The sequence below is a fragment of the Kovacikia sp. CALU 1929 genome (assembly GCF_056784235.1).
On sequence record NZ_JBXBCF010000065.1, the window covers coordinates 78,115 to 101,606 of the forward strand.

Here is a 23,492-nt window from a genome sequence, read left to right on the forward strand (position 1 = left end):
TGCATTGTGGGATGAGGGATGACCGAATTTTAGTAAAGGTGCGTCTTTTACCTATCCAAACACTTCAGAATTTCATTTGAATTACAGGAGCAAGACCTTTGAATATCACTACACGCACAGGTTTAGTTGGCTTTTTCTTAGCCCTCTCTGCCCTCCAGATCCCAGGCGCAACGGCTGCAACCAACCAACCGGATGCCCCAACCGATCAGCCTCACCAGATTGAAACCCGTTTAGCCCGTCTAACAGCGGCAATTCGGGAACGAGAAAACAATCTTTCCAAGGAGGCATCCCTACCGATAGAAGTGTTAATTGCCAGAGGAGCTTGGGGAAATGGAGGTGGGGGTGGTTTTGCCAATCGTGTGGGCGGCGGCGGATTTGTCAACGGGGGGGGGGGGGGCGGATTTGTGAATGCACGTCCCTGGGTTAACGGGGGCTGGGTCAATGGGGGCGGGTTTTTAAACTACCGATGAGTTCCGTTGCAAATGGGGTGGCTGTTGTCTGTTTCAAATCATGTGATATTTCCTGAGCATCAATTATGACGATTTCTAATGCAGAACCTGTCATACAGGTAAAAGATCCCTTGAAACACAGGACAGAGGTTAAGGATCTTCCTACCTTTGGACCAATCAATCTAATTGTGATTCAACCCACCCCCTTCTGCAACCTGGACTGTGATTACTGCTATCTGCCCGATCGCCAGATCCGACGGCAACTTTCCCTGGACTTAGTAGAACCAATTTTCAAAACTATCTTTACCAGTCAGTTTTTCCGGCAAGATGCGACAGTTTGCTGGCATGCGGGTGAACCTCTTGCAGTTCCAATCTCGTTTTATGAAGCGGTTTTTGAACGAATTGAGGCTATCGATCGCCAATACAATTCAACACCTTACAAACTCAGGCAGTCTATTCAGACCAACGGCACACTGATTAATCAAGCCTGGTGTGATCTGTTTAAGCAATACAATGTCCATGTGGGTGTCAGTATTGATGGTCCAGCCTTTCTGCATGATGCCCATCGCAAAACCCGCAAAGGGCTGGGAACTCATGCCGCAACCATGCGAGGCATCGCCCATCTGCAAAAGAACGGCTTTGAATGTAACGCGATCGCCGTGCTGACCGAAGACTCTCTCGACTACCCCGATGAAATCTTCCACTTTTTCAACGCTAACGGCATTACCAATGTCGGGTTCAACATGGAAGAAACCGAAGGTGTGAATACCACTTCATCCCTGGATCAATCGGGTATAGCAACACGCTATCGTGCATTTATGCAACGGTTTTGGGAACTGGTGGCACAAACCAATGGGGAATTTAAACTACGGGAATTTGAATCAATTTGCAGTCTGATCTATGCCGATACTCGACTGGAACACACCGACCTGAACCACCCATTTGTGATTGTCAACATTGACCATCAAGGAAATTTTGCCACCTTTGATCCAGAGTTGCTGTCAGTGGAAACCGATCGCTATGGAAAGTTCGTTCTGGGAAATGTTCTGAAAGACACTTTTGAATCAGTCTGTCACACCGAAAAGTTTCAGCAGATGCACCAGGACATGACCGGGGGAGTCGAGTTATGTCGTCAAACCTGTGAGTACTTTGGATTGTGTGGAGGTGGAGCGGGAAGTAACAAATATTGGGAAAACGGTACATTTAACTCGGCAGAAACATGGGCTTGCCGTTATCGCATCAAGCTCATGGCAGACGTGGTATTGGAAGGCTTAGAACGCTCAATGGGACTAATGCCGCATGGAAACAACTGCCCTTGACCAGTCAACCTGCACCGTCTGATGCCACTCCGACTGTTTCCTACTCAGCGGTAGAAGACAGTCGGAGTCAGTTAAATCAATACTTCGGACAGCTTTTGTGAAAATGCTGAAAACCCTTGCCACGCCGTCAATTTGCCCCTCACCCTCATCCCTCTCCCTAGGGCTACGGTGTATACAGATCTCGGCTTCGTTTGAAACTGGCTCCGGGGGACTTCCCCCTAGTCCCCCGCCTTTTGGGGTCCTAACTCCCCCAAACCCCCCGCAAGGGTCTAGCGTTGGGGCTTCAAATCTAGCGCGACGAGAATCGGTCAAAAATGCCTCAAACTTAAAGACAACCGCTCCCCTTGCCACCCGTATGCCCTTGCTTGAAGACCCCATGGGATGAAGGTTGCCATTCACGCCGGGATTACATCGTTTTGGAGGGGGTGCGGGGGACGCAACCGTCCCCTGCAACGGGGGGTTTGGGGGGCTGCCCCCCAAGCAGGATTCTGCTACCCACCGTCAACGCTGCGATCGCCTGTCGATTTAACTTTGGGGACTTACGTATATACGGTAGCCCAAAACGGGAGAGGGACTTCAATCCGGCTCCCCTTCTCCTTTTTTGGGAGAAGGGGTTGGGGGATGAGGGCGGTTCGACGCAAAAATGTCCAGGCTATTGTTAAATAGTCCCCTCGGTTAGGTATCCCAGGAGTTTTGTCATGATGGATCATTTTCCCTATCGCCAATTGTTAACAGTGCTGCTGGTTGGAACGACCATGACGACGGCAGGCAGTGCACAGAGTCGGGCGATCGCAACCATGTCACTCTGCTTAACCGAACCCTGTAACCACGGAACCTTCGGGGCATCTTCTCCTGCTAGCAGCATCCTGGCACAGGGAGTACTCCGCCCTCAAATGGACTTTTTTGACATCGGGCAGCGAAAACTGGAGCAAGAAATCCTCCGCATGCAACAGCAACCCCCCAGCCCCGTAGTGACTGTGAGTCCATCAGGTGGTTCCTGGCAGCCCATCATTTCTAAGGCAGGCAATTTCTCGATTTGGATGTCACCCGGAACGCTCTCTGAAGAAACGAAAGAGTTAGACACGACGGTCGGCAAACTTCAATTTAAAGTGCTCGCCTCTAATTCCGGTGGCGATCGCACCGTTGTTGCCTATACAGACCTGCCTCAAAGTGTGATGGCGCAATCACCAGATACGGTATTGATGGCTATTCAGAATCGGCTCAAATCACGCACATCCTATACCCTCAATGGTGAGCAATCGATTTCCCTGGCATCCTATCCTGGTCGGAGCTTAACGTTCAGTGGTTCTGGAGAAATTATCACAGTCCGATACTATCTGGCGAACCAGCGCCTCTATTTGATTGCGGCAAAACACAAAGGCAACGCTGTGAGCCAGTCTGCAACCACATTTCTCAATTCATTCCAATTTTTGGCTCAATGATCCGTTTGACTCAGTGGTCAGGATAAACCTGACCTCCGCTAACCTTTCGCCATCATCGCTATACTCATCATTTGCGCCACTATACAGAACCTCCATGGGCGAACATCCTGGACTCTGGAGTTATCGCATTTGGAAACCCTCTGAATCGGGGTATAGAGCTTGCTTCTGGCGCAAGATGACAAGAAAATCAGGTTTTCCTTGAGTATTATCAGCAGAAGTTTGAGAAGACACCCAGCAATCCTATCTAAATTGTGAAAGTCTGGATTGTGAGAGAGTTTTCCCAACAGGGAAAGGCTTTGGGAGAGTGGAGTAGCTTACAAAGGGTGTGTCTATATAGCCAATCACTGCAATACCCAAAGAGGTAATATCTAGCAATCACAGTTTTGCAAAACAGATTTATGTAAGACAATCGAGGTCATCATTCGAGGAAACCTATGGAAACATTAGCCTACATTTACATTTGCGTTAACTATGAAGATCCCAATCCCGATCCCCAGCTAAAAGTGCTTGAGAATCTGGATACGAGAATTGCGAGTACGGCTATCATGGGAATTGCCAGTGCGGTTGTGGCGGCATCTGTTTTGGGTGGGTCTGCTGAAAAGGGAATGGCTGCAACGCCACTGCTTAGTCCTGGCAGCACAGGAGCAGAAGTGCAAGCGGTTCAGAAAGCCCTGGGAATTCCTGTGAATGGAAAGTACGAATCGAAAACTGAAATTGCCGTTACCGATTTTCAGATCCGCCAGGGTTTAAAAGAAATTGATGGGATCGTAGGTAAGGAAACGGCTAAGGCTCTGGGTTTGGATGAGCAGTATCGCCCCATTGGTTATGTCGATACTTACTACGGTTCTGGTTTAAACATCCGCAGTGGTCCGGGACTTGGCTACTGGAGAATTGGGGCTGCACCAGATGGAGCCTACCTTTACCAAAACTACGAAGTTGTTGCCTACAACGATGGTTATGCCTGGACACCCCTAGCCAGTGGCGGTTGGGTTGCGGCTGATTACACTACCGGGGGTTACTACCCTGTAGGCTACTACGGTGGCTATGGTGGTGGCTATGGTGGCTACCGATCCACTCGCTACTATGGTGGCTATGGCGGTGGCTATGGTGGCTACCGATCCACTCGTTACTACGGTGGTTATGGTGGCGGCTACTACCGACCCACTGGCTACTATGGCGGCTGTGGCGGTGGCTATGGCTACGGTTACTATTAACCCGGATACTGATCCACTGTGAGTTCAGCCATATCTCAGTTTTAAGTGTAGAGACGTAGTATTTGGGCAGACAAATCTTGAGCTTGAGATCGTTGCACAAAAGCTCAAATACTACGTTTCGGTTCTCCTATTACTCCAATTTTTTAATTTAAATAACCTCTTCCTCTTGCACTCTATGCCATCCAAACCCCGCACTTTTTCATTACTGTTGGTTCCGTTATTGGTCACAGGAGCGATCGCGGTTCCATTACAACATTCGGCGATCGCACAAGTTTTTGAACCGGGAGAGACTTCTGCTCAGATTAAAAGTGCTCAAACGGTCACTCAGCAGTTTTTCACATCTCTCGTAGAACAAAAATTTGAACAGTCCCGGCAGTATGCGGCTCCAGGCTTGCGTAATAGTTGGACAGCATCGCAACTGCAACAACAATGGGAAAAACTACTCAAGATTACAGGTCCTTTTGTCCAAGTTCTGGCAATCAATCCTGGAGAAATCATTGGCGGCTATTCAGTCATAGCCACCATCAAGTTTAAGAACTCAACAGAAGATTTTTTACTTATCCTGAATCCTAACCAGCAAATCACAGCGGTCAATTTCCTTTGGTTAGGCAACATTCAAACCAATGCAGAGCAGTTTGTAGGCGCACTCAGCAACGGGAACTACGGGACGGCTAGATCGTACCTGGCTCGTAACTTGAAAGAAACCTTCACGCCAGAAGTACTCAAGCAGCGATGGCAAGCAATCGTGGCAACCATGGGAGGATTTAAGCGACTGGCGGGTTCCCGTGTGGTCAGAGGCTCATCAGGAACCGATGCTGTGATTGTGAACCTTGAGTTTGAGAAGTACACAGGAAACTTCATCATTGTCTTTGATCCTCTATCGCAAATCGTGGGCGTGAATTTACCCAAAAAGCAACCTTAGCCCAGTGCCCTACTCGCACAAGGTAGGAAATAGCCGCTCATGCCTGCCCCTCTGTCTGTGGATTTACGGCAACGAATTCTCGCCGCCTATTATGGTGGTCAAAACTCAAGCCACTGTTGCGCTCAGCGAAGGCTTGAACGCAGGAAGCACTCGATCAAGCTTTAACCAAGATTATCAACGAATCTATTTCCGATGATGATGTGCTTGGTTGGTTCGCTCACTCTGGCTTATTCATCTGAGAATCGCTGGAAATAGCCTATGAATGCTGGCTCTAAAGATGCTTCAGGAAAACATTTCGCTGGAAATTATTGTCCGCATCACTGAATTTGCATAGCTTGCTTCCCGCAGTGCCAAAAGGTTGAGGCAACCGTAAATGCATTAGCTGTAGATAATTTGCCTTCCCATACCCCAGTAAAAAAATTACACTTGGTTAGACTATGTATCATTCTCCCTTTCCATCCAATGCAGACTGCGGATTTCCTTTCTCTTCTCCAGTTTCCCTTTATGCAGCGGGCGATCGCTGCGGGAGTCCTGATGGGACTTCTGTGTGGCTTGCTGGGGAGTTTTGTCACTCTCCGGCAGTTGTCCTTTTTCAGCCATGCGGTGGGTCATGCGGCACTGGTTGGAATTGCAATGGGAGTGTTATTGCAACTGAACCCAACCTGGATGTTGCTGCCGTTTACCCTCCTGTTTGGGGTGGCGGTTCTGTACCTGATTGACCACACAGACCTGTGGAGCGATAGCGTACTCAACATCGTGCTATCGGGGGCATTGGCGATCGGGGTAATTCTCACCAGTTTCATTCAGGGCTATCGGGGAAACCTGATGGGGGTGCTGTTTGGGGATATTCTGGCAGTGAATACAACCGATTTGTGGTTGACCTTTGGACTGCTTTTCGTCAGTGGGAGCATCCTATTTGCAACCCTGCGGCAGCAAATTCTGTTGACCCTGAATCAGGCAGTCGCCAGGGTACAGGGGATAGCTGTGGAATTTCACCGCTATCTGTTTGTCGTCTTACTATCCTTGACCGTAGCCGTCTCCATTAAAGCCGTGGGTATTTTGCTGGTCAACGCCTTTCTGGTGATTCCAGCAGCAACCTCAAAGCTGTTGTGTCACCAGTTCTCTCCCTATCTAGCACTCTCTATGCTGCTGGGGGCACTCAGCAGTATTGCTGGAATGACCGTTTCCGGCATCTTTAACCTCCCTTCGGGTCCCAGTATCGTGCTGGTGCAGTTTGGGCTATTTCTACTGGTCTTTAGTGGAGTTAAGCTTTGGCGATCGCCCTTCAAACAACCGCTAATGCATCCAAATGAGACGAGATAACGTAAAAATACCAATGACCAATGACCCATGACCTGCACCCAAGCCCAACTAAAATGGTCATGAATTATTTGCAGTCTGCTATGTAGCGTTTCCTTTCTGGGTGAGGTACATCTCATCTGTTTGACTCAAGGGTTCTATGACTATCCATGTACCTCACTGGATTCAAAAACGCTATATACTGCTGTCGGTTAGTGAACTAAAAACTATTGGTGTGGGATGTGAGCGGGAATGGACAATGGCAGGTCGCTTCGACTCAAGATTCACTCCTGGCGGATTTGAACATTGCGCTGGTGCATGAGTGGCTGACTCCCCTGGCAACGGGTGGCTCGGAACTCGTGGTGGAAGAAATTTTGCAATGGCTGGATGCCGATCTCTATGCCTTAATTGACTTTGAGTCAACGAATCCAGAAAGTTACCTCTTCAAACGCAACATTGGTACCACATTTTTGCAACATTTCCCCTGGGCGCGAAAAGGGGTACAGAAGTACTTACCATTTTTACCCCTGGCGATCGAGCAGATTGACCTGCGGGGATACGATATCATTCTTTCGTCGTCTCATCTCGTGGCAAAAGGGGTGCTCACTGGAGCACAGCAGCTTCACATTTGCTATTGTCACGCTCCCATGCGCTATGCCTGGGACCTCACCTTTGATTACCTGGCAAATAGCCGCATGGGCAAGGGGCTACCGGGCTGGCTCACCCGCTACCTGCTGCATCGTTTGCGTCAGTGGGATGTACTAACTGCCAATCGAGTCGATTATTTCATTGCCAATTCCAAAAGCACGGCGCGGCGAATCTGGCGCTGTTATCGCCGTTCAGCCGAGGTAATTTACCCCCCCGTAGACATCGATCGCTTTACATTTCAACCCCAAAAACAAGACTTTTATTTGACGGTATCTCGTTTAGTTAGCTACAAAAAGATCTCGCTGATTGTGCAGGCATTCAATCAATTAGGTCTGCCGTTAGTTGTGATTGGAAGTGGTCCAGAGTTGAACCAAATTCGCCAGCTTGCTCGCCCCAATGTTCAGATTTTGGGATGGCAATCAGATGCGGTTGTGGAGCAATATATGGGACAGGCAAAGGCATTTGTTTATGCTGCCTTTGAAGATTTTGGAATTGCTCCAGTAGAGGCACAAGCCTGCGGCACACCCGTGATTGCTTACGGGGCTGGGGGAACCCTAGAAACCATCCGTGACGTTCGTCAGGCGGGTGAGAACGGAACCGGAATCTTGTTCAATCAACAAACAGAACCGGCACTAATTGAAGCCATTAACCTGTTTGAACAGTATCAAAAAGTACTGAATCCAGAGGTGTTGCGATCGCACGCCCTTTCCTTTAGTCCAGAGATCTTTAAAAATCACTATCTCTCCTTCCTAGAACAATGCTATGAAGAGTTTCAGGACACAACTTAAGCATAAGAATTTCTCGCCATTTGACCCATTGCCGATGAAATCTTTGACCAAATTGGAACTAAATCCTGCGTAGAAGTGGTCAGTGGCTTTATGATGAGGACTGTGTGGTGTGGATGTGAAGGAGTAAGATGACTGCCGAAAGCCAACTCATCTCCGGCAAATCTGTTCGTTCGTTTATTCGGCGTGGGCTACTCCCCGCGCTTTCAATTGCTCTAGACGGAGAATTTTCTAAGCGGCTGTTTGATGTTCTGTTTTCATTAACAGTTCTGATCATCTTTTCTCCGGTGTACCTGTTTTTGATGCTGGTGATTGCCTTAAGTTCCCCCGGACCTGTTTTCTATGTCCAGGAACGGATGGGGCAGGACTTTAAACCGTTTGGCTGTATCAAGTTCAGAACAATGGTTCAGAATGCGGATGAAGTTCTGTACGAAATTATGGAAACTTCGCCCCGCCTGCGTCAGGAATTTCGGAAGAACTTCAAGCTGAGGCGTGATCCCAGGATCACCTGGATTGGTCGATTTCTGCGAATTACAAGCCTGGATGAATTTCCCCAATTTCTAAATGTGCTGAAGGGCGACATGAGCGTCGTCGGTCCTCGCCCAGTCGTGTATGAAGAACTAGAACGGTATGGCAAACACGCAGATAGGGTATTCAGCATTCGACCCGGAATTACGGGTCTCTGGCAAGTCTCTGGGCGCAATGATATTCCCTATCCCCGGCGGGTTCAGATCGACATTTACTATGTCAACTTCCGCAGCTTCATGATGGATTTGTGGATTGTCTTTAGAACGATTGGGGTCATTATTTTTCCCAAAGACAACGGTGCCTATTGAGCAATCCTGCTTGTATTTCAGTCCAGTTTTTTAGCTCCAGGTTAGCTTTGGCAGTTTCCCTGACCTCGCCTGCTTTCCTACAATTAGTCGAGGATTAGTTGAGGGCGTAACCAGGAGACGCTGCATCCATGAAGCCCGTAAGCGTTGTCCAGTCGTTTCAGCAGCTTCTGAGTCCCAAGCGACTGGCGATTCTGGAAGCTGTTGTGATTGGGTTTGTGGCGGCGATCGCCGCCGTTTGCCTGAAGCAGGGTGTCGATTGGTTAGGCGCATGGCGGTTGCGGGATTCATTGATTGCCCCCGCCTGGCTTTTGCTGCCAACGGTAGGTTTGATCGGTGGTCTACTGGCAGGGTTTCTAGTTGACCGGACTGCCCCAGAAGCTTGTGGCAGTGGTATACCACAGGTGAAGGCGGCTCTGGCACATGTACCGATCGCCCTCAACCTGCGGGTTGCCCTGGTAAAACTGGTCACTACGCTGTTGACCTTGAGTAGTGGCTTTGTGCTGGGACGGCAGGGCCCCACGGTGCAAATTGGTGCTGCCCTTGCCGCCCAACTTAGTCGGTGGGTACCCGCTTCACCCGATCATCAACGCCAGTTGATAGCGGCTGGAGCCGCCGCTGGCTTAGCGGCTGGGTTTGATGCCCCAATCGCTGGGGTCATGTTTGTGATTGAGGAACTGCTCCAGGATGTTTCTAGCCTGACCCTGGGGACGGCAATCCTGGCATCCTTTACGGGAGGAGTGGTTTCCCGTGTTCTGGGTGGTCCTAGCCTGAGGCTGGGATACAACCCTCTAGAACACAAAACAGTTTTTGCGCCGGAACAGATCCCTTTTCTGCTGCTACTGGGTATTCTGGCAGGCGTTTTTGCTGCCCTGTTTAATCGCGGTATTGTTGCGACTCTGCGGTTTAGTCGGCGGCAGGTGCCCCTCAGTCTACCAGTCAAAATTGGCTTGGCTGGGTTAATTTCTGGGTTGACGGCTGCCCTCTTGCCTGCTGTTTTTCGAGACACAAATCACTTGCAGATGTTCCTGACCGTAGGGGATGCGGACTGGAAGCTGACCGTGGGTGCATTCGTGTTTCAATTCGTTCTAACCCTGGTGGCTTGCAGTGCCGAGACCCCCGGTGGGTTGTTTATCCCCAGCCTGATTTTGGGAGCCGCCCTGGGACATTTGGTTGGTATCGCAGAGGATACCCTCCTGGCAGGACAGGGACAGCCCGTGCTCTATGGGTTGACAGGGATGGGGGCGTTCTTTGGTGCGGTTGCCAAGGTGCCAGTGACGGCAATCGTGATTGTGTTTGAGATGACCACCAATTTCAATATGGTGTTGCCGTTGATGATCGCTTCCGTCACGGCGTATCTGGTGGCAGAGTGGTTGGCTCCGGGTTCCCTGTACACCCATCTGCTGGAACTGAAGGGAATTCACCTGGAACTGGGAACCGTGAGTGATGGGCTATGGGCACGGCTAAAGGCAACCGACGTGATGCAAAAGTCGGTAGAAACCCTTTCCAGCCAGATGAGCCTGAATGAAGCATTACAGGCATTTTCGAGATCGCACCATCGTGGCTTTCCAGTCGTGGATGAGGGCAGGTTAGTAGGCATTGTCACCCAGTCAGACCTAGATAAGGTGGTTCAACGGAAGCTACCAGGGATCGCTCCCCTGGAGGAAATCATGACTCTGCACCCGATTACGGTGCATTCAGGCGACACTTTAAGTCACGTTCTTTACCTGCTATCCCGTTATAAGCTATCCCGGTTACCAGTGGTGGATCACCGTCGGCTGGTGGGGATCATTACCCGCAGCGATATTTTACGGGTAGAGTCTGATAAATTGCGGGGTGGACCGGATCAGATCAAACCACGGGCAGAGCCATCCTATGTGGTCTACCAGACGAGATCGCCTGCCACAGGACAGGGTAAAATTTTGCTCCCCCTCAGTAATCCCCAGACGGCACCAGGCTTGTTAAAGCTGGCGTTAGCGATCGCCCGCGAACGGAACTACGAAGTGGAATGTTTGCAGGTGCTTCTCGTCCCCCGCCACAGTTCTCCCGCCCAGGTCGAAGTGAACACTGCCCTCAGCCGCCGCCTTTTGTCCCACGCTGCCAGACAGGCAAAAACCTGGCGAATTCCCTTCCATACTCAGATCCGGGCAACCCATAGTGTGTCGCAGGCAATTTTAGAAGCCATCCAGGAAGAGCATGTTGATCTCGTGCTGATGGGCTGGAAAGGCAATACTTCCACCCCCGGTCGCATCTTTGGCGATGTGGTAGATACCATCATTCGGCAGGCTGCCTGTGATGTGATCCTGGTGAAGCTGGGAGACGATTGGACAGTGGTTGAGGAACCGTCTGCTGATAAGGATGCTCCATCCCAGGCTTCGGTCCATGCCCTGATGCATTGGATGCGGTTACAGCGCTGGTTGGTTCCAGTTGCCGGTGGACCAAATTCTCAATACGCGATTACGCTCTTACCCGCACTGGTTTCACTCAGCCAAAACCCGGAGATTCGGCTGTGTCAGATATTCCCCCGATCGCAAAATAGGCAAGATATCCATGTTTTAGAGGAAGCTGCCGCTTTTCTGCGCCAGCGACAGCAAACGCCTGTAACTATGATTCCGGTCTGTTCCAACTCCGTCTCAGATGCCGTGATTGACATGGCGCAAAAGGATCAGTGTGATGTAATTGTGCTGGGAGCCAGTCGGGAAGGGATGCTTCAGCAGGCAATTCATGGCAATATCCCAGAGGCGATCGCTCGCCACTCCCAATGCACGGTCATCCTGGTCAGGAAGGCAATTGCTTGATAGTACGCCCTAGCCCATGATGGGACTACCGTGATGATGCACCAGGTACCACTGTTGAGCCATGCACTCAAAAACATTGGTGGCGATCGACAGTGCCTTCACCCGTCTGCCTCCACCGCCTACTTGAAGTACGTTTTCAAGCAAGACGACGTAGGCAAGATTCCCATTCACTTCCGTAGAGATAATTTCCGTATCGATTTCCAGATGGTTGGCATTCCGAAAAATCTTTTCCCAGGAACGGCGAATCTCATCCCATCCTTTAATCGCGTTTCGCCCAGGATGAACGCACAAGCTTCCTGTCCCTTGCGACCAGACCGCTGCCATTGCCTCCATATCTTTTTTCTGAAATGCCTGGTAAAAGGCTGCATTGGCAGCAAGGATCGCTTGTTCGGACATGCCCTGCCCTCCATATTTTTTCTCCCTCTCACAATATCGCATGCGCTCAACGCTTGTCCCTGCTTCAACCGTTATAGGTATCAATGGAACCAGCTCGTTCATCTAAACGGCTGGAATATAGACTTCACCAGGTTCAACCCAAGCTAGTTTGTGGGCGGATCCCTCTGGACATCCCAGAGCGTTTAGTGGGTAGCCATTGATACGCTTTATGGCAACCAGCCTGTTCTATTCTTTAACATCTGATTGTTTGATATCGATTCTTTAGCACCTGAAATAGATTTCCCTTGATATGAGCTTTACCCGCATTCCCGTGATTGATATTGGAGGCTTGCGGTCTAAAAAACTGGAGGAACGGCAGGCAGTTGCCCTTGAAATTCGTCAGGCATCCCATCAGGTAGGTTTTTTCTACATCACAAATCACGGGATTTCGGAGGTGACGATCGCCCAGGTGTTTGCCGAAACCGAACGCTTTTTTAAGCTGCCACCAGAGATGAAAAATCAGGTGGCGATCGCCCACTCCCCTATCTCACGCGGGTATGAACCGATTGGATACCAAACGCTGGATACCAATGCCGCTCCTGACCTGAAAGAAGGCTATTACATTGGGGTTGAACGGGGTGCAGAGGATCCTCTGGTGCAAGCAGGCACCCCCAATCATGGTGCTAACCAGTGGTTATCCGGTTTACCGGGTTGGCAGAGCCAGATGGAGCAATACTTTGCCCTGATGATGAATCTATCTCGGCAATTGCTGCGAGGGCTGGCGCTTTCCCTGACAGTGGAAGAATCCTACTTCGACGCAATGGTGGACAATCCCATGGCAATCTTGCGTCTGCTCCATTACCCCCCCCATCCAGCTAACGCTCAACCCGATCAACTGGGATGTGGCACCCATACGGACTGGGGCGCTCTGACCATTCTTCTGCAAGATCCCGTAGGTGGATTGGAAGTTCGCACAACTGATGGGGACTGGGTGCAAGCCACTCCCATTCCAGGCACATTTGTCATTAATCTGGGGGACATGATGGCGCGGTGGACCAATGACTATTACCAATCCACCCCCCACCGGGTGATCAATCGTTCTGGGAGAGAGCGCTATTCCCTTCCCTTTTTTTTTGATGCCAACTACCATGCCCTGGTGGAATGCATTCCCACTTGCCAAAATCCTGCAAATCCTCCTAAATACCTTCCCATCACTGCCGGAGAACACATCATGGAGATGTATCGCAGAACCTATGGAGTAGTTGTTAGTTGTTAGTGAGGGAGGGGGAGTTGGGGAGCAGAGGGGAGGGGGGAAAGTTGATTCGTGGTTGGTTGTCGTTTCTTGGTTTATAGGTATAAATCTCTGTGGCTACTCTGCTGGTTAAAAACATTCATACTCTGGTAACGATGGACGCTGCCAAGCGGGAAATCCAGAACGGTGCAGTATTCGTGCGTGACCATGTTATTGAGCAGGTGGGGCTGACCGCTGATCTGCCTCAAAGTGCAGATGAAGTGCTGGACTTGCAAAACCACCATATCGTGCTGCCTGGACTGGTCAATACCCATCATCACTTCTACCAAACTCTGACGCGGGTAGTTCCAGCGGCACAGAACTGTGACTTGTTTAATTGGCTGACGACGCTTTACCCAATCTGGGCAAATTTGACCTCAGAGGGAGTTTATATTAGCGCTCAGATGGCGGCGGCAGAGTTAATTCTGTCGGGTTGTACGACTGCCAGCGACCATCTCTACATCTTTCCCAATGACTGCACACTGGACCGTGAAATTGAGGCGCTTCAGGACATTGGGATGCGCTTCCATGCCAGTCGGGGTAGCATGAGTGTCGGCGAAAGCCTGGGAGGTCTTCCCCCAGACTCTCTGGTAGAAAAGGAAAGAGATATCCTGAACGACTCTCAACGGCTGATTGAGCAATATCACGATGACGCTCGCCATGCCATGCTGCGAATGACGCTGGCTCCGTGTTCGCCCTTTTCAGTGTCCCAAGATTTGATGCGAGAGTCCGCTGCAATGGCGCGGGCATATCCAGGTGTGCGGTTGCATACCCATCTGGCAGAAAACAAATCTGATGTGGAGTATAGTCTGGCAACCTTTGGGTTGATTCCGGGGGACTATGCCGAATCAGTAGGCTGGTTAGGGGAGGATGTGTGGCATGCCCACTGTGTTCAACTCAGCGATGATTCCATTGCCAAGTTTGGCAGAACGGGGACCGGGGTAGCCCACTGCCCTTGCAGCAATATGCGACTTGCCAGTGGGATTGCCCCGATCAGAAAAATGCTGAATCATCAAGTCCCTGTGGGTCTGGGGGTAGATGGATCTGCGTCTAACGATGCTGGAAATTTGCTTCAGGAAGCGCGATCGGCGTTTTTGGTTGCCCGTGTGCGAGATTGTGATGCGGCAGCAATGACCGCACGGGATATTTTGGAGTTGGCAACGGTGGGAGGTGCCAGGGTATTGGGGCGAGATGACATTGGAGTTTTGGCTCCGGGAATGTCCGCCGATTTTATTGCCATTAACCTCGATCGCCCTCAGTTTGCCGGTGCCCTGCATGACCCGGTTGCCGCCCTCATCTTTTGCCATATAGACTCCGTTGACTACAGTTTTATCAATGGCAAACGGGTAGTGGATCGGGGACATTTGACCACGGTTGATTTACCCATTCTGGTTGAAAAAGCAAACAAATATGCGCTTCAAATGCTGGATACGCCTACAACGAGGTAGGAAGGTAAGGGGGAAAAGAGGTCAATAATCAGGTGGTAGGTGGTAGATGACCAGTTGTTAGTTTTTAGTGATTAGAGGTTCAATCGAACAACCGTTCGGCTGAGCGCTCACGTCGAAGCCAACAACTCACAATTATTGACTACCCGTATAAACCCAAATGGCTTTAGGTTTCCAGAAAGAATTTGGGTCTTTTTTGTGGCTTTGATGAAGTCGAAGCCTTACCTTTCTGCAAAAGACCCATGAGCCGTTTATGCTCCTAATTATGTCAAACTGTCTCAGAAGATCTTTGACACGCTTCCCCACTAAGACTCCCAATCAGGCTCCTCATGGCTAAACTTTCAACCGAGTTTCACCGCTTCTTCTTTGAAGAGGAGCGATCGCCCCAAGTGACGCTGGCAGATATCCTGTTACTGGCAGAAGAGCGCATCTTTGGTTTTCTGTTTGTCGTACTTTCTTTCCCTTCTGCACTGCCCATACCTGCACCGGGCTATTCCACACCCTTCGGGTTTTGCATATTTCTGCTGGCGGTTCAGATGATCATTGGGTCCAGAGTTCCCTGGTTGCCAAAGCGCTTGATCACCCAACCAATCGAACTGGGGACTGTTCAAGGTGTTTTGAAAGCAGGGTTACCCTGGCTACGGCGGATCGAAACGCTGGCTCGTCCCAGACTCACGCCAATCTGTGTTAGCTTGCCAGGTCGGGTTGGGATTGGGATTGCGATCGCCTTAATGGGCATCTCAATGATGATTCCCATCCCTGGAACGAACACCCTACCAGCCATGGGCATTTTTGTAACCGGGTTTGGATTGATGGAAGACGATGGAGCCATCAGTCTGGCTGGGCTGGTACTTTGCCTGATAGGCGGCATTTTGTCTATTTCCATCCTGCTTGCCGTGCTTTGGGGTGGCTCCAGTCTGCTTGATCTATTAAAGGAATGGCTACGTAGTGTTAAAGGTTAATTTGCGATGCCTTTTACCATTTCTGAGCTAAACCAGATGAGTCAGGAGGCTTTTGCGAAAGCTCTGGGAGCGGTGTTTGAAAGTACGCCAGCGATCGCCCAAAAAGCCTGGAAAGCTCGCCCATTCAACGACATCGCTGACCTGCACCAGAAAATGGTGGATGTCGTCGAGTGGATGCCTCCAGAGGAACAACTGGCGCTGATCCGGGCACACCCTGACCTGGGTAGCAAAGCCAAAATGGCAGATGCTTCTGTTCAGGAACAGGCTGGAGCAGGATTAGACAGCCTGACACCGGAAGAGTATAGCCATTTTCATTCTCTTAACCAGGCGTATCAGGAGCGGTTTGGCTTTCCTTTCATCATTGCCGTTAAAAACCATACGAAAGCCAGTATCCTGGAAGCGTTTAAGCAACGGTCAAAACATACGGTTGAGGTTGAAAGGGAACGGGCAATCACAGAAATTACCCAGATTGCATGGTTCCGCCTGCTCAATTTGATTCAACAGCCATAACCAAAAAAGAACCCGGCAGCCCCCCTGCCGGGTTGAAACATTCGTACTTGAGGAATGTATATCTTCATAAGATACCCAGCGAGAAGGACGCTCTAACTCCCCCGTGTGCGCTATCTTACCAGGTGATTCTTGTGCCACCTGATTGGGTGGTTAGGTAGGGTCAGGACAAGCAGCTTAAGCCTCTTGTTACCATACGGTTGGCTATTGTGTCCTGAGCCGCTTGTTTGTAGCGATCACTTTAATATTGAGGGTTTCCATGCTGATTCCGCCCGGTTTTTGCCAGCGTTCCGTCATCACCCAGCTTGGGAACATGGTTTATTACACGGCTGAGGCAGGATTTTGGTTGGCTGAGATCGATGATGCCTCAAACTCGTTGCCAACCCTGGTATTTCTACATGGCTTTGGTGGTGGCTCCTCTGCCTATGAGTGGTCAAAGGTTTACCCAGCCTTTGCTTCCGAATATCGAATTCTGGCACCCGATCTGATTGGCTGGGGACGCTCCGAGCATCCTGCCCGCAGCTACCAGGTGACCGATTACATTACAACCATCACAGAGTTTCTGGAGAAGACCTGTGGTGAACCCGTTCCTGTCATCGCCTCTTCCCTGACGGCAGCCATTGTGATTCGCGCTGCGATCGCCCGTCCAGACTTGTTCAAATCCCTGATTCTAACCGCCCCTGCCGGACTATCAGACTTTGGCGCAGATAGCCGTAGTTTCTTTGCCCAACTCATCAGCACACCGATTCTGGATCGGTTGCTTTACAGTGTTGGAATTGCTAACCCCGCTGGGATTCGGAGCTTTCTAGAACAGCGTCAGTTTGCCCATCCAGAGCGAGTCTACGCCGAAATTGTCGAGGCATATCTGGAGTCTGCCCAACAGCCCAATGCTGAGTACGCCGCGCTTTCCTTTGTCCGCGGAGATTTATGTTTTGATTTATCGTTTTATATCAACCAGCTAACAATCCCAACCGCGATGATTTGGGGTGAGCGATCGCAATTCACCAGTCCCGAAATTGGTCAGCGACTTGCGACTATGAACCCTGAAGCAATTCGCGCCCTGCAAATCCTGGAAGAGGTCGGCTTAACCCCTCAACTTGAACTGCCAGCCGTCACTATTGGGCTAATCCGAAGATTTCTGGCACAACTGAGTCAGTAGAGACAGGATCCGGGGTATCGGGTATCGGGACCCAACCTACCACCGTATCGCTCGTCAGTTGCCTGCTTTAAAGTAAAAGTGGATCACCCTAGCCACTATGAAACGGTTTACCCAACTTTTCCAGCAGGTTGATGCCACAACCTCCACCAATGAGAAAATCAGAGCGCTCCAGCAATATTTTCAGGAAGAAGAACCTGCCAATTCCGTCTGGGCACTGTATTTGCTATTAGGAAAGACTCGCAGACGGTTGATCACCTCCAAAGTGCTGCGGGATATTTTTCTGCAAATTTATGACATTCCCGAATGGCTGTTTGCTGACTGCTACGCTCACGTAGGTGATTCAGCCGAAGTTATTGCCCTGTTGTTACAGGCGACCCCACTCAAAGCTGAGCAGGCTCCCCCCTATTCCCTGAGGGAATGGATGGAGGATGTTATTCCCCAGGTAAAGGAGGTCAAGTCAGAGGAGGCTCTAAAAGACCGGGTTCTGTCCTGGTGGGCTTCTCTGGAACAGATGGAAGTGTTTGTGCTGAACAAAGTATTGACTGGGGCATTTCGGGTGGGGGTGTCCGAAAAACTGGTGATCAAGGGGCTATCTGCGGCGTGTGGCGTGCCTGAACCCGTGCTGGCGCATCGCTTGATGGGCGACTTTACCCCGACAGAACAGTTCTATACTGCTTTGACTCAATTAGAGCTGGGAGAGCCGCAATCGCCGAGTCAACCCTATCCCTTCTTCCTTGCCTCTCCCATTGAAGAAGAAAAATTTCAGTTAGAAACCTTTTCCCAGTGGCAGGCAGAGTGGAAATGGGACGGCATTCGTGCCCAAGTTATTCGCCGCGCTGGGGAAATCTTCATCTGGTCTCGCGGCGAAGATCGGGTGACAGAGCAATTTCCCGAACTGGCAGAGTATTTTTTGACCATACCCGATGGTCTGGTGTTTGATGGTGAAATTTTGTGCTGGCAGGACAACCGACCTTTGAGCTTTAACCATCTTCAAAAGCGATTAGGGCGAAAACGGGTGCCCCAGAAAATCAGGGAGGAAAACCCGGTTCACTTTATTGCCTATGACCTGCTAGAGCACAATGGGCAGGATATTCGTGAGCAACCTCTGCGCGATCGCCGCACCCACCTGCTCCAGATTGTCAATCAACTCGATTCTACCTACGTCACTGCCTCGACCAGTCTGCCGTTTGAGTCGTTTGAGGACTTGCGATCGCTAAGAGCGCAGTCCCGCCAGCAAGGAGCAGAGGGACTGGTGATTAAGGCAAGTGACAGTCCCTACCTGGTCGGTCGCAAACGGGGCTACTGGTGGAAGTACAAAGTCGATCCCATGACCCTGGATGCCGTACTCATCTACGCTCAAGCAGGCAGCGGCAAACGCGCCAACCTGTTTACCGACTACACGTTTGCCCTGTGGGATGGGGAACAGCTTGTCCCCTTTGCCAAAGCCTATTCCGGCTTAGACAATGACGAAATTAACGAACTGGATAAGTGGATTCGCAAACATACCGTCGAAAAATTTGGTCCTGTGCGTTCCGTTGAACCCTACCACGTTTTTGAAATTGGTTTTGAAGGGATCGCCCAATCCAATCGCCACAAGTCCGGAATTTCAGTCCGGTTCCCTAGAATTCTCCGCTGGCGCAGAGATAAACCCGCGATTGAAGCTGACACACTTCAGAATGCTTTGATGCTGATGGAAGGGGAGGGGGGAGGGGGGAGGGGTGAGGGGTGAGAAGACATTCAATTCGTCGGGTTTAGACCTCGGAGGTTTTGAAAACCTCCGAGGTCTGGCGGCTCTGCCAACAACTAGCAACTAACAACCAACAACCTTCCCTCCGCCCCCCTGACCCTCTCTTCCCGTCCTGGTAAACTTTTGTAAATTTGCTTTGTTCGGCTTGTCCTTTTGCTTCATTCCATCAAACTATGGTAGAAGAACCCTTTTGCAGCAGGCTATGTCGCTTAGACAACCATCCTCTCAGCAATCGTCACTTAAAAATTGCAACGGGAAATTAACTTCAACTGTCGCTGATCAGCCATCCGGGAAAAATCAGTTTCTTTCTCCTATTTTTGAACAGGCGGCTGATGCGATCGCCCTGGTGGATGATCAGGGAGGCTTTATAGAAGCCAATGCTGCTGCTCGTAGGTTTTTTGGGCTAACTCAAGAGACTTTGCTCAAAAAAAACCTGACTGATTTCATAGCCACTCCACTCCACCATCAAAAGTGGCAGGAAGATCGAGCGGGAAATCCACTGCCCCAGGAACTTTTGCTGTCCCGTGCGGATGGGCTTCAACGAAATGTAGAGTACACCCTGACCCCTAACGTAGCTCCTGGCAGGCACCTCCTGATTCTGCGAGACATTACCGAACGCAGAGACCGTATCCAGGACGAACTGAAACAGGAACGGCAGCGAGTTGAGTTAGAAGTGAATCGCACCCTGCAACAGGAAATCAATGACCGGGTTCAGGTAGAAGAAGCTCTGCGCCAAAGTGAAGCACAATTGCGCTTGATCACCAATGCGCTGCCAGTACTGATTGCCTACGTGGATAATCAACAGCAGTATCGATTTAATAACCAGGCTTATCAGGACTGGTTAGGGCAGTCTCCTATTGAGATTAATGGATGCCATCTCCAAACCGTCTGGGGAGAAGACTGCTATCAACGGATACAAACCCATGTAGAGGCAGCTTTAGCGGGGCGGGTTGTCACCTACGAAAATGAAATTATCGTCAAAAACGGTACCCGACGTGCGGTTGATGTCACCTATATTCCTCACTTTGATGAGCAAAAGGCAGTCCAAGGTTTTTTTGCCCTGACCAGCGATATTAGCGATCGCAAAGCAATTGAACGGATGAAAGATGAATTTATCTCCGTTGTCAGCCACGAACTCCGCACTCCCCTGACATCCCTCCACAGTGCTTTGAAAATCCTCGCGACGGGACGACTGGGCACCCTCTCCAGGGATGGCAAGCAAATGCTGGAAATCGCAGACGATAATACAGAACGTTTGGTTCGGCTGGTCAATCACGTACTCGATCTGCAACGGATTGAATCTGGCGATGTCACGATGGAGAAACAAGCCTGCAACGCCGCCAACCTGGTCATCCAGGCAACAGAATCGATGCAGTGGATGGCACAACAACATGAAGTTACCCTTGTAACCAGACTGACCAATATCCAGATCTGGGCAGATTCTGACTCCATCCTGCAAGTATTAACCAATCTGATTAGCAATGCCATCAAGTTTTCACCTGCTGGGGGCAGCATTTGCCTGACTGTAAAACCCCTTGCTTCAACAGCGCTGTTCCAGGTGCGTGACCAGGGACAGGGCATTCCGACGGACAAACTGGAAAGCATTTTTGAGCGGTTTCAACAGGTAGATTCCTCTGACTCACGCCGAAAGGGAGGGACGGGTTTAGGGTTAACGATTTGCCGCAAAATTATCGAGCAACATAACGGCAAAGTTTGGGCAGAAAGTAAGCTGGGGAAAGGAAGTACATTTTGTTTTACCTTACCAGCTTTGAGTACATGAGCCATCGATCCTATGACTACCAGATGCCTTTTAATCATCGATGACGAAGAAACGATTCAAACCGTGGTTCAGTTTGGCATCCGCATGGCAGCCGGTTGGAAAGTGCTCACTGCCAGTTCGGGTTCCAACGGGATTCAAACCGCCCAGGTCGAAAAGCCCGACGTGATTTTGCTGGACGTAGTGATGCCTGACATGGATGGAATCGACACCTTCAGGGCACTTCAATCTCACCCTGAAACCGAGGAGATTCCGGTCATCTTCTTAACGGCAAAGGCACAGGCAACCGAAAAACGCCAGTTCAACGATCTGGGAGTCAGCGGTGTGATTACTAAGCCCTTTAACTCGCTGGACTTGCCGGAGCAAATTTCCAAGATTTTGCATTGGTGACGCGGTTATGAAAATCTTACTGATCGAGGATGATGAAGCCATCATTGCAGCCTTAACCAAGAAACTGACTGACTACAATTTTGTGGTGGATGTAGTCAAAGATGGAGAAAACGGTTGGACTTACAGTTCAACGTTTGAGTATGACCTGATTTTGCTGGATATCATGTTGCCCAAACTGGATGGGATCAGTTTATGCCAGCGCTTACGGGCAGAGGGATATACCACCCCCATTTTGTTCTTGACCGCTGAGGACACCAGCACCGCTAAGGTAAAGGGACTGGATGCCGGAGCCGATGACTATGTGGTAAAACCCTTCGATATGGCGGAGCTAATCGCCCGGATTCGGGCCCTCCTGCGTCGGGGGAGCAACAATCCTTTTCCCTTACTGGTGTGGGGCGATTTGCTGCTCAACCCAAGCACCTGCGAGGTGACTTATAACGGTCAACTCCTGAACGTGACGACTAAGGAATATGAACTGATAGAACTGTTACTAAGAGACAGCCACCATGTCTTTAGTGCCGAAGAGATTTTAGACCGTCTCTGGTCTTCAGAAGATTTTCCAGCGGAAGCCACCGTGAGATCGCACGTCCGGCGGTTACGTCAAAAGCTCCAGGCAGCAGGTGCCCCCCATGATTTCATTACCACTCTGCATGGGCGGGGGTACTATCTCAAAGCACCCATGCAGGAGGCTGTGCCCCAGTCTAAGATGGCGTTTCCCTACAGCACTCTCTCAGGCGATCGCCCCAGCAGCAAGCTTGATCCATCGGGTGCCTCCCTGTCTGGTGACCAGCAAGATGAATACCTGGCATTTCTCAACGAAACCTGGTCAACCACACAAAAAACTAGCCTGGAGCAGTTAGCCACCCTGGCAAAAGTCGTTAAGGATTTAAAGGCGCTATCCCTCAGCCGTCAGCGCCAGGAACAGGCACAGCAAACAGCCCATAAGCTGGCAGGAACGTTGGGTATCTTTGGGTTGGCAAAGGAAATGCAAATGGCACGACATCTGGAGCATTTGCTGAACAGCGCCACTCCCCTACAACCCAAATATGCTCCCCTGATTGAAACGCTGATACAAGACTTGCAGCGAGAGATTCGCAAAACGACTTCAATCCATTCATTCCACCTTATTTCTGAGCATTCAGCACTATTATTGTTGGTTGATGCAGACCCTGGTTTGATCCAAGCCTTGACAGCGGTAGCAGCAAACCGGGGAATTCGCATCGAGATCGCCTCAACCATTCTCGAAGCAGAACAACGACTAATGGAAGAATCTCCTGACGCAATTTTGCTACGCTGGTCTTCTATCCCCTCCCTGGAGTTGTTGCAGACAGTCTCCTCCCATTACCCCACCCTACCGATTCTGGTACTGGGACAGCGGGGCGAGTTTACCGAACGCCTGGAAGTCGCACGGCGGGGAGGCAAGTTTTTGCTGGAAGAGTCTGTTACACCAGAGCAAATCATGGACTGGGTGGTGCGATCGTTCAATAGCCCAGAGGTAGAACCTAAGATCATGGTGGTGGATGACGACCAGGACTGGCTTCAGACCCTACCTGCCCTGCTAAAACCCTGGGGATTTAAGATTACGACCCTGGCTGACCCTGAACAATTCTGGGTGGTTCTGCAAACAGTCATGCCAGATGCCCTGGTGCTGGATGTCAACATGCCCCAAATCAATGGGTTTGAACTTTGCCAGGTCTTGCGTAGCGACCCCCACTGGCAGCGGCTACCTGTATTATTTCTCAGCATTCTGACCGATCCTAAAACCCAGAATCAGGCATTTGCAGTAGGTGCCGATGATTACCTGTGTAAGCCTGTCATGGGCTTCGACCTGGCTAAGCGAATTCTAAATCGCCTCCAGCGCACGAAAGTATGGGCAAGCTAACCCTGCACACGCTTTGCATGGGGCATACACCAATGTAAGATAACGATTCTCTGCCTCAAAATTCCACCTGACTCTCGCCCAACTAGTGTTGCAAACACTAAATTTTGCAACATGGGGGTTTGGGGGCTTCGCCCCCAAGAAGGGGTTCCACCCCTTCACCCCTTACAAAATTTTCGTTTTGCTGTACTAGTGGTCTGTCAAAGGGCGAGGGAACAGGCTTTCTACCTCCCTTCTCCCTGGGGAGAAAG

The 23,492-nt window shown here is 50.4% G+C and carries 19 protein-coding genes; 18 read left to right on the forward strand and 1 reads right to left on the reverse strand.

Annotated features, from left to right (window positions below):
• Positions 1–98: 98 nt before the first annotated feature.
• From grrA to AC1S52_RS12050, 9 genes are all read left to right on the forward strand, one after another.
• On the forward strand, positions 99–470 hold the full coding sequence (grrA, locus tag AC1S52_RS12010) for a GrrA/OscA1 family cyclophane-containing rSAM-modified RiPP (protein WP_482029243.1): 372 nt from the start codon (positions 99–101) through the stop codon (positions 468–470).
• A 65-nt stretch (positions 471–535) separates the two neighbouring features.
• On the forward strand, positions 536–1,768 hold the full coding sequence (gene grrM / locus AC1S52_RS12015; protein WP_482029244.1) for a cyclophane-forming radical SAM/SPASM peptide maturase GrrM/OscB: 1,233 nt from the start codon (positions 536–538) through the stop codon (positions 1,766–1,768).
• Positions 1,769–2,466: 698 nt separating this feature from the next.
• Positions 2,467–3,210, forward strand: coding sequence for a hypothetical protein (locus AC1S52_RS12020; RefSeq protein ID WP_482029245.1), 744 nt, complete (start codon positions 2,467–2,469; stop codon positions 3,208–3,210).
• Positions 3,211–3,644: 434 nt separating this feature from the next.
• Positions 3,645–4,424, forward strand: coding sequence for a peptidoglycan-binding protein (locus AC1S52_RS12025; RefSeq protein ID WP_482029246.1), 780 nt, complete (start codon positions 3,645–3,647; stop codon positions 4,422–4,424).
• A gap of 175 nt (positions 4,425–4,599) precedes the next feature.
• Positions 4,600–5,346, forward strand: a complete 747-nt coding sequence (locus AC1S52_RS12030; protein ID WP_482029247.1) for a DUF3887 domain-containing protein — start codon at positions 4,600–4,602, stop codon at positions 5,344–5,346.
• 462 nt (positions 5,347–5,808) lie between these two features.
• On the forward strand, positions 5,809–6,669 hold the full coding sequence (locus tag AC1S52_RS12035; RefSeq protein ID WP_482029248.1) for a metal ABC transporter permease: 861 nt from the start codon (positions 5,809–5,811) through the stop codon (positions 6,667–6,669).
• A gap of 218 nt (positions 6,670–6,887) precedes the next feature.
• Positions 6,888–8,081: a glycosyltransferase gene (locus AC1S52_RS12040; protein ID WP_482029249.1), complete on the forward strand. Its 1,194-nt coding sequence runs from the start codon at positions 6,888–6,890 to the stop codon at positions 8,079–8,081.
• A gap of 128 nt (positions 8,082–8,209) precedes the next feature.
• Positions 8,210–8,914 carry an undecaprenyl-phosphate galactose phosphotransferase family protein gene (locus AC1S52_RS12045; RefSeq protein ID WP_482029250.1) on the forward strand — a complete coding sequence of 235 codons (705 nt, stop codon included), beginning with the start codon at positions 8,210–8,212 and terminating at the stop codon, positions 8,912–8,914.
• A gap of 128 nt (positions 8,915–9,042) precedes the next feature.
• Positions 9,043–11,709, forward strand: coding sequence for a chloride channel protein (locus tag AC1S52_RS12050; protein ID WP_482029251.1), 2,667 nt, complete (start codon positions 9,043–9,045; stop codon positions 11,707–11,709).
• A 9-nt stretch (positions 11,710–11,718) separates the two neighbouring features.
• On the opposite strand, the gene AC1S52_RS12055 is transcribed toward AC1S52_RS12050, so the two are convergent.
• Positions 11,719–12,105, reverse strand: a complete 387-nt coding sequence (locus AC1S52_RS12055; RefSeq protein ID WP_482029252.1) for a YybH family protein — start codon at positions 12,103–12,105, stop codon at positions 11,719–11,721.
• Positions 12,106–12,394: 289 nt separating this feature from the next.
• On the opposite strand from AC1S52_RS12055, the gene AC1S52_RS12060 reads away from it, so the two are divergent.
• The 9 genes from AC1S52_RS12060 to AC1S52_RS12100 all read left to right on the forward strand — a co-directional run bounded on the left by AC1S52_RS12060 (position 12,395) and on the right by AC1S52_RS12100 (position 23,244).
• A complete protein-coding gene (locus AC1S52_RS12060; protein ID WP_482029253.1) occupies positions 12,395–13,360 on the forward strand; it encodes an isopenicillin N synthase family dioxygenase in 966 nt (321 codons plus the stop codon).
• Positions 13,361–13,449: 89 nt separating this feature from the next.
• A complete protein-coding gene (locus AC1S52_RS12065; protein ID WP_482029254.1) occupies positions 13,450–14,823 on the forward strand; it encodes an 8-oxoguanine deaminase in 1,374 nt (457 codons plus the stop codon).
• A 326-nt stretch (positions 14,824–15,149) separates the two neighbouring features.
• Entirely contained in the window at positions 15,150–15,782 is a 633-nt protein-coding gene (locus tag AC1S52_RS12070; protein WP_482029255.1) for an exopolysaccharide biosynthesis protein, read from the forward strand.
• Between the two features lie 6 nt (positions 15,783–15,788).
• Positions 15,789–16,292: a 2-oxo-4-hydroxy-4-carboxy-5-ureidoimidazoline decarboxylase gene (gene uraD / locus AC1S52_RS12075; protein ID WP_482029256.1), complete on the forward strand. Its 504-nt coding sequence runs from the start codon at positions 15,789–15,791 to the stop codon at positions 16,290–16,292.
• A gap of 256 nt (positions 16,293–16,548) precedes the next feature.
• Positions 16,549–17,448 (forward strand): alpha/beta fold hydrolase, encoded by a 900-nt coding sequence (locus tag AC1S52_RS12080; RefSeq protein WP_482029257.1) that lies wholly within the window; start codon positions 16,549–16,551, stop codon positions 17,446–17,448.
• Between the two features lie 97 nt (positions 17,449–17,545).
• Positions 17,546–19,177, forward strand: coding sequence for an ATP-dependent DNA ligase (locus tag AC1S52_RS12085; protein WP_482029258.1), 1,632 nt, complete (start codon positions 17,546–17,548; stop codon positions 19,175–19,177).
• Positions 19,178–19,397: 220 nt separating this feature from the next.
• Positions 19,398–20,975, forward strand: a complete 1,578-nt coding sequence (locus AC1S52_RS12090) for a PAS domain-containing protein (RefSeq protein ID WP_482029259.1) — start codon at positions 19,398–19,400, stop codon at positions 20,973–20,975.
• A gap of 12 nt (positions 20,976–20,987) precedes the next feature.
• Positions 20,988–21,362, forward strand: coding sequence for a response regulator (locus AC1S52_RS12095; protein WP_482029260.1), 375 nt, complete (start codon positions 20,988–20,990; stop codon positions 21,360–21,362).
• 7 nt (positions 21,363–21,369) lie between these two features.
• The gene (locus AC1S52_RS12100) at positions 21,370–23,244 is read left to right on the forward strand and encodes a response regulator (RefSeq protein WP_482029261.1); all 1,875 of its coding nucleotides are present in this window, start codon (positions 21,370–21,372) and stop codon (positions 23,242–23,244) included.
• The last annotated feature ends 248 nt before the right edge of the window (positions 23,245–23,492 follow it).

Coding starts and splice junctions, on each gene's coding strand:
- grrM (WP_482029244.1), top strand. CDS start 536: ATGACGATTTCTAATGCAGAACCTGTCATACAGGTAAAAGATCCCTTG.
- AC1S52_RS12020 (WP_482029245.1), top strand. CDS start 2,467: ATGATGGATCATTTTCCCTATCGCCAATTGTTAACAGTGCTGCTGGTT.
- AC1S52_RS12025 (WP_482029246.1), top strand. CDS start 3,645: ATGGAAACATTAGCCTACATTTACATTTGCGTTAACTATGAAGATCCC.
- AC1S52_RS12030 (WP_482029247.1), top strand. CDS start 4,600: ATGCCATCCAAACCCCGCACTTTTTCATTACTGTTGGTTCCGTTATTG.
- AC1S52_RS12035 (WP_482029248.1), top strand. CDS start 5,809: ATGCAGACTGCGGATTTCCTTTCTCTTCTCCAGTTTCCCTTTATGCAG.
- AC1S52_RS12045 (WP_482029250.1), top strand. CDS start 8,210: ATGACTGCCGAAAGCCAACTCATCTCCGGCAAATCTGTTCGTTCGTTT.
- AC1S52_RS12050 (WP_482029251.1), top strand. CDS start 9,043: ATGAAGCCCGTAAGCGTTGTCCAGTCGTTTCAGCAGCTTCTGAGTCCC.
- AC1S52_RS12055 (WP_482029252.1), bottom strand. CDS start 12,105: ATGTCCGAACAAGCGATCCTTGCTGCCAATGCAGCCTTTTACCAGGCA.
- AC1S52_RS12060 (WP_482029253.1), top strand. CDS start 12,395: ATGAGCTTTACCCGCATTCCCGTGATTGATATTGGAGGCTTGCGGTCT.
- AC1S52_RS12070 (WP_482029255.1), top strand. CDS start 15,150: ATGGCTAAACTTTCAACCGAGTTTCACCGCTTCTTCTTTGAAGAGGAG.
- uraD (WP_482029256.1), top strand. CDS start 15,789: ATGCCTTTTACCATTTCTGAGCTAAACCAGATGAGTCAGGAGGCTTTT.
- AC1S52_RS12080 (WP_482029257.1), top strand. CDS start 16,549: ATGCTGATTCCGCCCGGTTTTTGCCAGCGTTCCGTCATCACCCAGCTT.
- AC1S52_RS12085 (WP_482029258.1), top strand. CDS start 17,546: ATGAAACGGTTTACCCAACTTTTCCAGCAGGTTGATGCCACAACCTCC.
- AC1S52_RS12090 (WP_482029259.1), top strand. CDS start 19,398: ATGTCGCTTAGACAACCATCCTCTCAGCAATCGTCACTTAAAAATTGC.
- AC1S52_RS12095 (WP_482029260.1), top strand. CDS start 20,988: ATGACTACCAGATGCCTTTTAATCATCGATGACGAAGAAACGATTCAA.
- AC1S52_RS12100 (WP_482029261.1), top strand. CDS start 21,370: ATGAAAATCTTACTGATCGAGGATGATGAAGCCATCATTGCAGCCTTA.